This is a genomic window from Wolbachia endosymbiont (group B) of Protocalliphora azurea (genome assembly GCF_947251865.1).
Taxonomy (GTDB): Bacteria; Pseudomonadota; Alphaproteobacteria; order Rickettsiales; family Anaplasmataceae; genus Wolbachia.
The window spans coordinates 837,682-851,703 of the sequence record NZ_OX366394.1 but is presented as its reverse complement, the minus strand read 5'-3'; the positions used below and the strand labels follow the sequence as shown (position 1 = coordinate 851,703).

The 14,022-nt window shown below is 34.3% G+C and carries 11 protein-coding genes and 1 tRNA gene; 9 read left to right on the top strand and 3 right to left on the bottom strand.

Annotated elements, in window-relative coordinates; genetic code table 11:
* Positions 1-46 precede the first annotated feature (46 nt).
* A complete protein-coding gene (gene dcd / locus OPR35_RS04035; protein WP_006012513.1) occupies positions 47-604 on the top strand; it encodes a dCTP deaminase in 558 nt (185 codons plus the stop codon).
* Here the strand turns inward: dcd and OPR35_RS04030 are convergent, their stop codons facing one another.
* Positions 605-1,630, bottom strand: a complete 1,026-nt coding sequence (locus tag OPR35_RS04030; protein WP_265024708.1) for a hypothetical protein — start codon at positions 1,628-1,630, stop codon at positions 605-607.
* Between the two features lie 126 nt (positions 1,631-1,756).
* Positions 1,757-2,992 (bottom strand): metallophosphoesterase family protein, encoded by a 1,236-nt coding sequence (locus OPR35_RS04025; RefSeq protein WP_265024707.1) that lies wholly within the window; start codon positions 2,990-2,992, stop codon positions 1,757-1,759.
* Positions 2,993-3,182: 190 nt separating this feature from the next.
* On the opposite strand from OPR35_RS04025, the gene OPR35_RS04020 reads away from it, so the two are divergent.
* From OPR35_RS04020 to OPR35_RS03985, 8 genes are all read left to right on the top strand, one after another.
* Positions 3,183-3,270: transfer RNA gene (locus tag OPR35_RS04020), tRNA-Leu, on the top strand.
* A 20-nt stretch (positions 3,271-3,290) separates the two neighbouring features.
* Positions 3,291-4,376: a GTP cyclohydrolase II gene (locus tag OPR35_RS04015; RefSeq protein WP_149168819.1), complete on the top strand. Its 1,086-nt coding sequence runs from the start codon at positions 3,291-3,293 to the stop codon at positions 4,374-4,376.
* Between the two features lie 72 nt (positions 4,377-4,448).
* Complete coding sequence (locus OPR35_RS04010) at positions 4,449-5,129, top strand: VirB8 family type IV secretion system protein (RefSeq protein WP_265024706.1); 681 nt, start codon at positions 4,449-4,451, stop codon at positions 5,127-5,129.
* Positions 5,116-5,907 carry a P-type conjugative transfer protein VirB9 gene (gene virB9, locus OPR35_RS04005; protein WP_029237539.1) on the top strand — a complete coding sequence of 264 codons (792 nt, stop codon included), beginning with the start codon at positions 5,116-5,118 and terminating at the stop codon, positions 5,905-5,907. The genes OPR35_RS04010 and virB9 overlap by 14 nt, the downstream gene beginning before the upstream one ends.
* 16 nt (positions 5,908-5,923) lie before the next feature.
* Positions 5,924-7,435, top strand: a complete 1,512-nt coding sequence (locus OPR35_RS04000; RefSeq protein ID WP_007302611.1) for a TrbI/VirB10 family protein — start codon at positions 5,924-5,926, stop codon at positions 7,433-7,435.
* Between the two features lies 1 nt (position 7,436).
* Positions 7,437-8,429, top strand: a complete 993-nt coding sequence (gene virB11 / locus OPR35_RS03995; protein WP_007302612.1) for a P-type DNA transfer ATPase VirB11 — start codon at positions 7,437-7,439, stop codon at positions 8,427-8,429.
* A 30-nt stretch (positions 8,430-8,459) separates the two neighbouring features.
* Positions 8,460-10,478 carry a type IV secretory system conjugative DNA transfer family protein gene (locus tag OPR35_RS03990; RefSeq protein WP_265024705.1) on the top strand — a complete coding sequence of 673 codons (2,019 nt, stop codon included), beginning with the start codon at positions 8,460-8,462 and terminating at the stop codon, positions 10,476-10,478.
* A 100-nt stretch (positions 10,479-10,578) separates the two neighbouring features.
* A complete protein-coding gene (locus OPR35_RS03985; protein WP_019236954.1) occupies positions 10,579-11,391 on the top strand; it encodes a P44/Msp2 family outer membrane protein in 813 nt (270 codons plus the stop codon).
* Between the two features lie 178 nt (positions 11,392-11,569).
* On the opposite strand, the gene topA is transcribed toward OPR35_RS03985, so the two are convergent.
* Complete coding sequence (gene topA / locus OPR35_RS03980; RefSeq protein ID WP_019236955.1) at positions 11,570-14,020, bottom strand: type I DNA topoisomerase; 2,451 nt, start codon at positions 14,018-14,020, stop codon at positions 11,570-11,572.
* Between the last annotated feature and the right edge of the window lie 2 nt (positions 14,021-14,022).

Genomic DNA, 14,022 nt, shown 5'->3' with positions numbered 1-14,022 from the left:
TCTATTACATATTATTATAAGTATTACAAAACTTTAAAGGACAATTATGGCAGTTATGCCAGATAAATGGATAAGGGAAAAGGCTGAAAACTCTAGAATGATAGAGCCTTTTGTGAATCATAAAAGCAGTAAGGGTGTTGTATCTTTCGGATTATCATCTTATGGCTATGATGCAAGAGTTAGTAATAAGTTTAAGATTTTTACTAATGTTAATTCAGCTATTGTAGACCCAAAGAATTTTTCTGAGAATAGTTTCATAGATAAGGAAACAGATGTATGTATAATTCCACCAAATAGTTTTGTGCTTGCCAGCACAGTGGAGTATTTTCGTATACCAAGGAATGTACTAGTAATTTGTGTTGGCAAATCAACTTATGCAAGATGTGGTATCATAGTGAACGTCACACCTTTAGAACCTGGATGGGAAGGTCACGTCACACTTGAATTCTCTAACACTACTCCACTTCCTGCAAAAATTTACGCTAATGAAGGAGCATGCCAATTTGTGTTTTTAAGCGGCGAAAGTGAGTGTGAGAAGTCATATGATGATATGAAAGGAAAATATATGAATCAACATGGTATCACTTTGCCGTTAGTTAAGTGATTACTTTATAAAGCAAGATATTGTTGGTTTATATTGAAGATTACCAAAATACTCTTTTATTAGTTCATCGCATCTTTTATCGCCTAAAACTGCACGTGCAGAGTGATTTTTAAATGATTCTATAAAGCTAATAAAGAAATTTGTAGAAGGATTACTTAAAGCTTCTGCAACTTCTTTTTTTTCTTTATCATTGGAAAGCCGATTAAATAATTCTTCACCTTTTTTTTGTAGATCATTTTCAAACTCTTGTTTTACAGTAGCCTTATCCGCTCTTTGCAAGAAGAAAAATTCTTCAAAAGTGTACAAGGAAGAGACAATACTGTTAAAGGCACCAGTAAAACATGCACTGCCAACAGATACTCCATATTCTGTTTGCGATTCTACTAAATGTTTAACCAGTTGATATTTTCTCTGTGATATGCGGGTATTAATATCTATATTATCATCAGCACTTTTTTTATTTTCATCTTTACAAGCTTTCCAAACCAAATTTAAAACTTGCTTCAATGTTAATCCGCTTCCACTATGTGTATCAGGGTTGTTTTTTATACGCTCCAAGCACTTAAGTGCATGTTTTTTCTCATCTTTTGTGAGTTGATCTTTATCCACAGCTTTTTGTGTACCATTTGCTATACACTCTAACTGATCAATAAATCCTTCTATTTCCTCTATAAACTTATCATCAACATCAGGCTCGCCATAGTTTTCTTTTAGCTTTTGAACGTTAATATTAATTGCATCATTTACATTAGTATCATGCGTTGTTTGTGGGACACGCACTGCCTCCATAAATGCTTCAGTTCTTTGCTCTAACCATTCTGGTAATTTGCCTCCTGCAAGAAGATATAGCTTACCCAATGCTTGAGCAACTAGAATTAACGCTATGACAAAAACAATAAATGCTATGAGTAATACTACAGCTAAACCAATGACTAGCCATCTCACAGGGGCTAGTAAAATATCTCTTGCCTTTTTAAATTTCGACATTCTTTGTATGTTATCTGGTGTATTTACTGCTACTGGCATAATTAATTTTAAATACTCTTACTACCATTAATATACTATATTTCTCTTATTTTGTCAACTCACATTTCTACTTCTCTACTTTTTCTCGGTAAGGTCAGTAATCGATAACAACAAATAGTCCTAATTTTAATTTGTTTTAAGTTTAAAGTCTTTCGTTAGGTTTGCAGAATACATTTCCTTATTATCTTGGTTATAGAAAGTAAATTTGTGATCGTCTAAACCTAATATTGCAAAGCCAAAGCCGAAAAAGTTTCTAACTTCGTGTGCTAAGTAATTTCTACTATTTGGATAGTTAAATTCTACGTTTTGATAAACAGGTTCTTGATCTTGAGCGTGTAATAATGCACCGCCGTTTCCAACTATAATCTGATCTGGAACATTATCCATTAATAAAATCTGGGCTATATGAATGTGGCCAGAAACTATGGTAGTAACATTGCTTGGAAATTTATCTCCAAAAGCTTCAATTTGTGTAAGATTGCCATGGCTTTTTAATGTCAAAAATTCTTTTTTTGGAGATCTCCAAAGTGGTTTATGAGTCAAAAACCACGTGGGCTTATCTTGTATCAATTTATCAAACTGCCTCTCAAAAGCATCAACTGTGCTTTGGGTTGTAAAAATTTCCTCACCGGATGAAGAGTCGAAGATAAAAAACTTCATCGGCCCAGCATCTAAGAACCAACTGAAAATAAGATCTTCACATTTTTGAGGGGAAAAGGGGTATGAATCTAAATATCTGAACCATCCTTCATAAGCTCTATTACAACTCTCATGATTTCCACGAACAAAAAGAAAAGGAGATTGTGTTAAAATATCTTTTGCAGGCTCAAACCAATCAGCGTACCAAGCTTCTTTGCTATATCCATAAATATCGCCGCACTTTTTTGTGTTTCTACATTTTGTTTGTCTATAATGATAATCACCAACATGGATAATTAAATCTGGTTTATGAAAAGCGATTGAATCTAAATTTTTTTTCAAAGGCCAGTTATCTACAGAATTACATTCTTGCTGAAATAACATATTTATTCTACATCCTGTATCGCCAATGAAGGCAATTTTGCTGATCTTTTCCGCTAATACGGGAACTTTTATATTGTCAATACTAATGTTTTGAGCATTTGTTTCTACTATCAGTTCACAAACTGTTTCGGTATTGTTAATTGAGCTGCGACTTAGCATTTCTACTGCCTTATTATCGACGTAAGCAATGGGACACATGTTATTGTCTATAATCGCACGTATGCTTAATTTATTTTCTGGAATGATTTGAGACCATGTGTACAATATTTGTGCATGATTAGAGTGAAAGCTAATTGTAAGAGATAGAATTAAAAAAATGAAGATATTAGCTACTTTCATTTGTATAAAAACCTAAATTAAGAATTAGTATTAAGATTATCTTAAATGATTAAAGTTTGTAACCATAAAATTCATAGTTAAATTATACAGGCATTTCCTAAATTATCCTAGTATCAGATTGACACTTTAGATGAAAAATCCTAAAATGATTAAGTAATTTAAAGTAATTATATAGAAACTAGAATAAAGTGCGGTCGTGGTGGAATTGGTAGACACGCAGCGTTGAGGTCGCTGTGGCTCACAAAGCCTTGGAAGTTCAAGTCTTCTCGACCGCACCAAGTTGTTTGGTGTAGGTGAAATGTTTATAGGAAATCAAAGTAGAAATAAAGTAGAAAGGGCCATCAGTGAAGTCAGGCGTGGTCTTCCAATTTTAATATATGATGATGAAAATAACTATCTATTGCTTGCTGCTGCTGAAACTTTAGAAAAAAATTTATTTAGTCAATATAAGCTTATATCAGGTAATGTGTATGTTACTTTGACTGCAAGTAAGGTAAAATACATATGTCAGAGTAAAGAACATAGTAGCAAACGTCTGTTGATAAGCAATTTTGATGAACTGCTCCATTTAATAAACTGTTCAAAGGAAGATTGGATAAAAGAGTTGCAATGCTCAAAGACAATAGATGCGTATGCTGTTGCCTTGCTTAAGTTCTCAGAATTATTGCCATACGCGTTAGTGGCTGATATGACTTTTGAGAATAAACATGAAATGCGAAATTGGTGTGAAGAAAATGACATTATTGCACTAAATACGTTACTTGTGAATGATTTTCAACAAAATCATAGTGTGTATGAAGTGTGCAAAACATCATTATTTTTAAAACAGACTCAAGAAGTAGATATCATATCTTATAGAACCAAAAGTGGCGGAAGAGAACATTATGCAATTATCATTGGCAATCCAGATGAAGATAATGAGCCATTAGTGAGAATTCATTCTTCATGCTATACAGGAGACTTATTAGACAGCTTATCATGTGATTGCAGAAGCCAGTTACATCAAGCGATTCAAATAATGACCGACTTTGGGAATGGCATTATATTATACTTGATGCAAGATGGGAGAGGCATTGGTTTAACTAATAAGTTAAGAGCATACAGTATGCAAAGAAAATATAATCTTGATACTGTTGATGCAAATAGAGTATTGGGTTTTGAAGATGATGAAAGGAGCTTTGCTGTTGCAGCTAAAATACTTAAGAAATTGAACATTAACAAAATACAATTACTTACAAACAATGGTAGAAAGTTATCAGAGTTGAAAAATAACGGTATAGAAGTTACAAAGTGTATACCACTTATTATGGAACGCAATGAATATAATGATTCATATATGGAAACAAAATTTGGCAAGTTAGGCCATGGATTAAGGGTTTATTAGCTTTTTTGTTATAACTACTTTGTTAGCTTGCTATGTTAATTAATATAAGTTAAGATTTTTAAGAATATTGAGATGCTGAAATTTTTAAAACAAGAAAAAAGTAATGAGTCATTGGATAAGGATATAAATTGGAATTCAAGTCACTATAGCACAGTTGTTGCTCAGAGAAATACTTTACTTTTATTTACATTAATATTACTAGTTGCAATTTCTATAAGCATATTAGCTATATTTAAAATTAGCACAAGTAGCACTATTGAGCCATTCGTTATAGAAATTGACAAAAAGTCAGGCATAGTGCAATTGGTTGATCCTGTTACAGTAAAACAATATTCTGCAAATGAAACGCTGAACGATTATTTTATTTCAGAGTATATAAAAGCAAGGGAGGTTTTTGACCCATATAATTATAATTATAATTATTATACAAAAGTAAGGTTGTTTTCTTCGCCTAGTGTATATAGTGAATTTAGCAACTATATAAAATCGCAGAATATGAATGACCTTTTTAATTTATATTCAGATGCTAAAGGTGAGTTGAAAATTCGTTCAATTCAAAAATTAGGTAATGATGCTCTTCAAGTGAGATTTTCTATAGAATTTACACGAAAAGATGGAAATTCCTCAAGGAAAAATAAGATAGTTGTGATGTCGTATAAATATGCATCGCTTGAAATGAATGATCAGCAAAGATATATTAACCCGTTAGGGTTTCAAGTTATTTCATATAGAGTAGATGATGAATATGTGTAGGATATTGTTAGTTTTAGCTTTACTAATAAGTGGCAACTTAAATGCATCTATTAATAATAAACCTATTTCTGTAGATAGTAGAATAAAGACTTTTGTATATAGCCCTAATGAGGTGTTTACAGTAATTTTTAGTCAAGGTTACTATTCTTATATTGAGTTTGCAGAAGGGGAAAAAGTCAAAAATATTGCTGTTGGTGATGCATCAAGTTGGAAAATTAATCCTTATGATAATAAACTGCTTGTCATGCCATTTGAAGTCAGTAGTCGCACTAACATGATTATTACGACAACTAAAAAGAGAAATTACATTTTTGATCTAATTTCAAGACCAAATTACGATAAATACCCAGATACTGATGCTAAAAAAGTGGATCATGATTATTCCGTTGAAAAGGATATATCTTACGTAATACGTTTTTATTATCCTCAAGAAGAAGATGAATTTGATGTTGATTTAGATGAGGTTTCTTTACCTACTCAAATGCAATACATTACAGAAAAGCCAGAAAAAATAATACAAGAAAATAATACGAGGTACAACTATACATATATTGATGAAGGTGGTAACATAGATATAGTTCCAATTGAGTTATTCGATGATGGTTATTTAACCTATTTAAAGTTTAGAAATAGTAATAAAATTCCTCAGATTTTTATAGAAGGCGAATCCTGTAAAAGGCTGTTATTTGATGATTATGTTGTAATAAAAGGAGTACATAAAAAGCTATTAATGCGTTATGAAGGTAGTGAAGTTGAAGTTATAAATAGGTCACTTTAGTTCTGGTACATATAATATGAGTAAAGAAAGGCATAATAGTGTAGAAGATGAATCAGAGATAGAAAGCAAGGTAGTAACAGTTGGCTCTAATCAAGGTTATAAGGCATTGATGATAGTTATGGTAGCGCTCTTAGTTGGTGGAGTGTACTATCTTTATTTTAGTCCTTCTAATAAAGAGGGTCCAGAGATTGTTAAAAAAGAGGAAACAAAGCAAAACATTCAAGAATTGAAAGGAAAGTTAGAACAAGTTCCAGATAATGTAGTAGTTTCCGAGAGGATAGCAACTGATCTCTTGCCACCCTTACCTCCTCTTCCTATCCCACAAGTCATACCAGAAGTAAAACAAATCAAAAAAGAGGAAGTGACAAAAAAAGAAGAGCAACTAAAAGAAATTCCCTTGTCAAATATACCTGTTTTACCAAAGCAAAATTTTCCTTCTGGTAATGTTATTAGCAATTTGCCTACTTCATTTCCTACAATAGGGGGTGGCGGTTATCCTAGAGACAGACGTAGTGCACAAATGTTAGCAATTTCAGGTAGTAGTGGGGAAGGTAAAGCTACAGATGCTGTTTTATCCAATACCTCAGCACAGTCGAGCAAAGCTACCAAAGCTGGAAAGCTTGGTTTAATGATTATTCAAGGTAAAGTTATTGACGCTATTCTTGAAACTGCAATAAGTTCTGACTTAAAAGGAATGCTCCGTGCTGTTGTTAGTAGAGACGTTTATGCAGAAACTGGTGATACAATTTTAATACCAAAAGGTTCAAGGTTAATAGGTGGTTATTCATTCGACTCAAATGTTGCAAAAGCCCGCGTGAACATAAATTGGAATAGGATCATTCTTCCTCATGGTATAGATGTTGCTATTGCATCATCTGGTACCGATGAGCTTGGAAGGGCAGGGATAGCTGGAATAGTTGATAATAAAATAGCAAGTGCATTATTCTCTTCAGTGGCACTTGCTGGTGTTTCGATTGGTTCAGCTGTTGTAGGACAAAAAGCCTCTAATCTTATCGATGCGCTAACTGCCATGGATGCAGTGAAGTCTATTACTGCAACTGAAATAGATATTTCTTCTCTCAAAGGGGCTATTGTTGAGAGATTGGAGAATTCTATAAAAACTGAAGTTGGGAAGGTAGGAGACGAAAAATGGAAATTGGGTATTAGGGCTATTGAAAAAATTCGAAATGCTAAAAGTGATCAGGATTTGCTGAGAATAATAAAGGAAGAAATAGTAAGTGTGATAAAAAGTTCTGGAGCTAGTGGAGTTGATACAATTACTAGTGACAATATCGGTATAACTTTAGACGATGTACGTCAACTGTTGAGGCAAACTCAGAAAAGAAGCAAATCTGTTTATGATGAAGCAATCGGGAAGTCAATCAATGATTTTTCCAAAGACATGCGAGATATAGTTGATAGGAGTGTAGATAAAAAACCAACTATTTATGTTAATCAAGGAACTGCATTGAAAGTATTTGTTAACCAAGATATAGTATTTCCTCCACAGTCAATATTAAATAACTGAAATGAACTATGCTGCACTTGATACATACTTGGAGCCATTACAAGGGATATTTCAAGAGGAAGGTGTAAATGAAATATCAATAAATAAACCGAAGGAAGTATGGATTGAAAATCGCGGTGAAATAAGATGCGAAAAGTTAGAAATATTTGATCTTAATCATTTAAAATCTCTTAGCAGGTTGATTGCTCAAGCTACAGAACAAAAACTGAGCGAAGAGACACCGCTGCTTTCAGCTACATTACCAAATGGTTATCGTATACAGATAGTGTTTCCTCCAGCATGTGAGCCTGATAAAGTAGTCATTTCAATTCGTAAACCTTCTTCTATGCAATTGGCATTGGATGATTATGAAAAAATGGGGGCTTTTTCTGAAACTGTTATAGGAGTGACCGATAATCCAGTAGATCGTCACCTAGATTTGCTACTGAAACAAAAAAAAATAAAAGAGTTTTTAGAATATGCTGTAATAAGTAAGAAAAATATCATAATTAGTGGTGGAACTTCCACTGGTAAAACCACTTTTACTAATGCTACTTTGCGTGCTATTCCATCTGAAGAAAGAATTATTACTGTTGAAGATGCAAGAGAGATAGTTTTGAATGATCATCCGAATAGAGTACATCTTATTGCTTCTAAAGGAGGTCAGGGTAGGGCAAAAGTGACCACTCAAGATTTGATAGAGGCATGTTTACGTTTAAGACCAGATAGAATAATAGTTGGTGAGCTGCGTGGAGCAGAAGCTTTTAGTTTTCTTAGAGCAATAAACACTGGCCACCCAGGGTCAATATCAACTCTTCATGCGGATAGTCCGGCAATGGCTCTTGAGCAAATAAAACTTATGGTTATGCAAGCAAATCTTGGAATTCCCCCAGATCAGATCATACCATACATTAGAAATGTAATTGACATTGTTATTCAACTCAAAAGGACCAGTGGTGGAAAAAGAAGCATTTCTGAAATATTATTTACTAGATCTTCAAATGAAAATACTTAAATTTATACGTAAGTTAAGAAAAAGTAGTTTATGAGTAATGGAAATCACCTACGCAATATTCTCATAGGAGGTGTAGTATCTTTTAGCATACTTGAATTTTGCTTCTATTTGTCTGGTATATTATTCTACCTGTTTGTTGACGGTCCAGATGGTGTAGATTTTAGAGCAATTAATCCTAGCTTGACACCTTTTCCTCAAGCTCTCTGGCCGACAATTTTTGATCATATACAATATTGTTGGCATCATCCAGAGCTATATAGCTTTGAGCTCAAAATTAAATTAGTTGTATCTTCTGTACTGCCTAAAATTGTTTTGATGATTATTTTGTGGAATGTGAGAGAAAGACTAATTGAGTGGCGGCCATTTAAAAAGAAAGAATCACTTCATGGAGATTCACAGTGGGCATCAGAGAAAGACATACGAAAAGCGGGATTAAGAAGCAAAAAAGGTCTATTGCTTGGTAAAGATAAGAGAGGATATTTTATTGCTGATGGGTTTCAGCATGCATTGCTCTTTGCACCTACAGGCTCTGGTAAAGGTGTTGGTTTTGTAATTCCTAATTTGTTATTTTGGAATGATTCGGTAATTGTGCATGATATAAAATTAGAAAACTATGAAATAACAAGTGGTTGGCGAGAGCGACAAGGACAAAAAGTATATGTATGGAACCCAGCGCAGCCAGATGGGGTAAGCCATTGTTATAATCCACTGGAATGGATTAGTGAAAAACCTGGACAGATGGTTGACGATGTGCAAAAAATAGCTAACCTAATCATGCCTGAACAAGATTTTTGGCAAAACGAAGCAAGAAGCTTATTTGTTGGGGTGGTACTATATTTACTTGCTGCACCAGAGAAAGTTAAATCTTTTGGTGAGGTTGTGCGTACGATGCGTAGCGATGACGTAGTTTACAATCTTGCTGTAGTTTTGGACACAATGGGTAAAATAATACATCCGGTAGCGTATATGAACATTGCAGCTTTTTTGCAAAAGGCTGACAAAGAAAGATCAGGTGTTGTGTCAACTATGAACTCGTCGCTTGAATTGTGGGCAAACCCATTGATCGATACTGCAACTGCATCAAGTGATTTTAATATTTTGGATTTTAAAAAGAAGAAAACTACAGTTTATGTTGGTTTAACTCCTGATAACTTAACTAGGCTCAGGCCTTTAATGCAGGTTTTTTACCAACAGGCAACTGAGTTTTTATGTAGAAAATTGCCATCGGATGACGAGCCTTACGGCGTATTATTTTTAATGGATGAGTTTCCAACACTTGGAAAAATGGAGCAATTTCAAACGGGCATCGCATACTTTCGTGGCTATCGAGTAAGGTTATTTTTAATTGTTCAAGATACTGAACAGCTTAAAGGAATATATGAAGAAGCAGGAATGAACTCCTTTTTATCAAACTCAACCTATAGAATAACTTTTGCAGCCAATAATATTGAAACGGCTAATTTGATATCTCAGCTTATAGGAAACAAAACTGTACAACAAGAATCATTAAACAAACCTAAATTTTTAGACTTGAATCCTGCATCAAGATCATTGCATATCTCTGAAACACAGAGAGCATTGCTCTTACCTCAAGAAATTATTATGCTGCCACGTGATGATCAGATAATTTTGATAGAATCGACTTATCCAATTAAGTCAAAGAAAATTTTGTACTATAGTGATAGCACATTCACAAGAAGGCTGATTAAACCAACACGTGTGCCTACACAAGAGCCATATGATCCAAACAAGGTCTTTTCTGCTGCTAACAAAGATAAGATTAGTAATGAAGAAGAGAGTAATGCTATTGAAGCTGCTGATTATCCTGTTGAAGCTAAAACTGAAGATGCAATATACGATGAGCCAGGGATTGAAGATGGATTTGAAGACGAGGATATTGATGATAAGTTTGAAGGTGGTGATGGGTTTGATGATGAGGAAGACGATGATGGGTTTGATGATGAAGACAGTAAGGATGAATTTGACGATGATGATGAATTTGAAGATGAGGACAAACTAGACGGCAATAAAATCGAGGATAGAGGTTAATTTTACCTATTTTTTAGCTTAGAAAATAATTAGTTTTTTCATATTAAATCATTTTTAATTAATTAGTACTAGATTAGCTATTTTAACTAGAGGAATAGTCATGATGAGTAAAAAAACATTAGCAGTTACAGCACTTGCTTTATTGTTGTCACAACAATCTTTTGCAAGTGAAACAGAAGGATTTTACTTTGGTGGTGGATATTACGGTCAATATTTGAACTTGGGTAAGTTGAAAGCAAAAATTGGAGGCAAAGATGCTAAAGATGATAACCGTGTATCTATAAATGACATAGACGCTCAGAGAACACAAGGTCAGTTAATAAGTAAGTATAAAGGAGATTATAACCCACCTTTTGCTGCAAATGTAGCACTTGGTTACACAGGAGAACTAGGCAATAATAGCTATAGAGCTGAATTAGAAGGAATGTATTCTTCTGTGAAAGTGGATAATGTTGGTTTAACAAGCGGCCAGATGACAATATCGTACACAGAAGGTGGCAATCGATATGGATCAATTATTAACCATGACAAAATTGAGAACATATCTGTAATGGCAAATGTTTATCATTATTGGAAAAGTGATAGTTTCTCTTTTTCTCCCTACGTCGGTATTGGAATTGGTGCAACAAAAATGACGATGTTTGAAAAATCATCAATAAGACCTGCAGGTCAATTAAAGGCTGGCTTTGATTATCATATAAATGAAGATGTAAATATGCATATCGGATATAGAGGTTTTGGTGTTATTGGTAGCAGTGAATACAAACCAGAAACTTTAAAGTTTGATGATAAAGCAAAAAAAATGGCTCAACAAACAGGTAATGATAAAATGACTACTATCATACAGAACAGCTTTTTTCACACACATGGTATAGAAGCTGGACTCACTTTTCATTTTGCAAGCAAAGCTTAACTCTGATAGAGACTATTTTCCTGGTAGCACGTCTGCGTCACACGACTGTAGCTGCTAACCAGGTGACAACTTTCTCGTTATCTGAATATTTTCTTTCTTGTAATTCAGGCTCTTTTTTTCTCAGTTCCAGCGTGTAGCGCTGGAACAACAATAAAAAGCATATGGTTATGCAAGAAGTCTACTTTTTATTCTTAATTAACTCTAAAGCCTTCTTCAGATCTATACTTTCAATATCTGCATTCTTGCCCAACGCAACGTTTGTTTTACCGCATTTTATATAGAATCCGTACCTACCGTTGCAGATAAAAACTTCTTTTCCCTTTTCATTAAAACCAAGAGATTTTAGCTCTTTGCGTGGGCTGCTCTCAATAATTTGTATAGCTTCGTTTAATTGTGTGTCTAATACCTCCTTAGAGCTTTTTTTAAGAGAAAAGTATCGACCATCATAGAGAATATAGTACCCAAATCGTCCAAGACCTATTTTTACTTCTTTTCCAGTTTCAGGGTGCTCTCCGATTATTTTCGGCAGGGAAAGTAATCGAGTGGCGGTATTTAGATCAATATCATTAACATTTATATCTTTTGGTACAGAAATCTTTTTTTTCTTTTCTGACTCACTATTAAACTCCAGATAAAGTCCAAAAGGACCTTTTTTGATCATTACCTCTTGGCCTGTCATATCATCTATACCCAAACTTTTTGGATATTCTGAATTGTCATTACTGCCCGTAATTTCTTTTGTATGATTGCATGCAGGATAGTTAGAACATCCAAGAAACACACCGGCTTTTCCAAAATTTAATTTCAATATACCACCAGAGCAATTAGGACATTTTTTACCTATTTCTTCCTTTCCTTCCTCTGAGCAAAACCAATTGACTACCAAATCATGAATACCACTAAAAATCTCATCATGTGTCATTTGCTTAACAGAATTTACATGATTAAAAAATGGCACCCAAAAATAGCCTAGTTCTTTTTTCCAATCTGCATGTCCATTTGAGATTGAATCAAGCCTTTCTTCCATTTGTGCTGTAAAGTCATACTCTACACAACGCTGAAAAAAAGTTTCCAAAAATATAGTCACGATCTTACCGCGGCTGCTTGGAATAAATCTTTTGTTATCCAATGAAACATATTCACGATCTTGTAATACCGAAATAATTGTTGCATAAGTTGATGGGCGACCTATACCGACTTCTTCCATTTTTTTTACTATACTCGCTTCACTATAACGAGGTGGCGGTTGAGTAAAATGCTGTTTCGGATCAACAGAAATCAACTTGCACGCTTCCTCTTCCTTCATGGCAGGTAGCAGGCCTTCATTTTCGGCTTCTATGTTATCTTGATAAACTTTATAAAAACCATCAAAGAATATACTTGATCCACTTGCTCGCAGAATCACTTTCTGGTCAATAGAACTAATTTCAACTACCACTTGATCAAGAATCGCCGATTCCATTTGACTTGCGATGGTTCTTTTCCAGATTAAATCGTATAATTTAAATTGCTCTGGCGTTAAGTAATCCTTAATACTACCCGGTGTTCTATTAATATCAGTTGGCCGGATTGCTTCATGTGCTTCTTGAGCATTTTTGACCTTTTTTACATATTTACGAGGAGACTGCGGTAAATATTTATCACCATATAATGACTTAATTGATCCCCTGATTGAGTTTATAGCCTCATCTGCAATATGAAACCCATCTGTACGCATGTAAGTTATCAACCCTACGGTTTCACCACCAATATTGATACCTTCATATAAATTTTGCGCTACTCGCATAACATTTTTCACATTAAAATACAGTTTATTCACTGCATCTTGCTGAAGACTTGAGGTGATAAATGGAGGAAGCGGGTTTCTCTTAACTTGCTTGCGTTCTACTGTGCTTACAGCATACTGCCTTGACTCGATCTCCCTGACTAAGTTCTTTGCCTCTTCTTCATTCTTAATATCAAATTTTTCTAGCTTTTTATTGTCATAGTGGCTTAGCATAGCAAAAAAAGCCTCATCTTTGCTATTTTGCATTTCTGCCTTTATGCTCCAATACTCCTGTGTTATAAATTTACTAATTTCATCTTCTCGTTCGCATATAAGCTTTAATGCAACAGACTGCACTCGCCCTGCAGATTTGCTTCCCGACAATTTTGTCCACAGCAGCGGTGACAAGCTAAATCCAACTAGATAATCCAAAGCTCTGCGTGCTTGCTGTGCACGCACTAAGTCCATATTAATTTCACGTGGATTTTTTATAGCTTCTTGCACTGCTCTTTTTGTTATTTCGTTAAAGACTACTCTATGAATGTTACTTTCATCATTGATTGCTTTTCTTTCCTTTAGTGCCTCTATCACATTCCAAGCTATTGCTTCCCCTTCTCTGTCTGGATCTGTTGCAAGGTATATATCTGATGTTTTACTAGCTTCCTTGACTAACTCTTTTACATACTTTTCTGCTTTTTCAATAATCTCATACTTCATGGCAAAGTCATTATCAGGATCAACAGAACCATTCTTCGCTGGCAGATCTCTGACGTGGCCAAAAGATGCAGCCACTTTGAATTCTTTACTCAAATATTTACCTATCGTCTTTGCCTTTGCTGGCGACTCAACTATTAATAATGCCATAA

Coding starts and splice junctions, on each gene's coding strand:
- dcd (WP_006012513.1), top strand. CDS start 47: ATGGCAGTTATGCCAGATAAATGGATAAGGGAAAAGGCTGAAAACTCT.
- OPR35_RS04030 (WP_265024708.1), bottom strand. CDS start 1,630: ATGCCAGTAGCAGTAAATACACCAGATAACATACAAAGAATGTCGAAA.
- OPR35_RS04025 (WP_265024707.1), bottom strand. CDS start 2,992: ATGAAAGTAGCTAATATCTTCATTTTTTTAATTCTATCTCTTACAATT.
- OPR35_RS04015 (WP_149168819.1), top strand. CDS start 3,291: ATGTTTATAGGAAATCAAAGTAGAAATAAAGTAGAAAGGGCCATCAGT.
- OPR35_RS04010 (WP_265024706.1), top strand. CDS start 4,449: ATGCTGAAATTTTTAAAACAAGAAAAAAGTAATGAGTCATTGGATAAG.
- virB9 (WP_029237539.1), top strand. CDS start 5,116: ATGAATATGTGTAGGATATTGTTAGTTTTAGCTTTACTAATAAGTGGC.
- OPR35_RS04000 (WP_007302611.1), top strand. CDS start 5,924: ATGAGTAAAGAAAGGCATAATAGTGTAGAAGATGAATCAGAGATAGAA.
- virB11 (WP_007302612.1), top strand. CDS start 7,437: ATGAACTATGCTGCACTTGATACATACTTGGAGCCATTACAAGGGATA.
- OPR35_RS03990 (WP_265024705.1), top strand. CDS start 8,460: ATGAGTAATGGAAATCACCTACGCAATATTCTCATAGGAGGTGTAGTA.
- OPR35_RS03985 (WP_019236954.1), top strand. CDS start 10,579: ATGATGAGTAAAAAAACATTAGCAGTTACAGCACTTGCTTTATTGTTG.
- topA (WP_019236955.1), bottom strand. CDS start 14,020: ATGGCATTATTAATAGTTGAGTCGCCAGCAAAGGCAAAGACGATAGGT.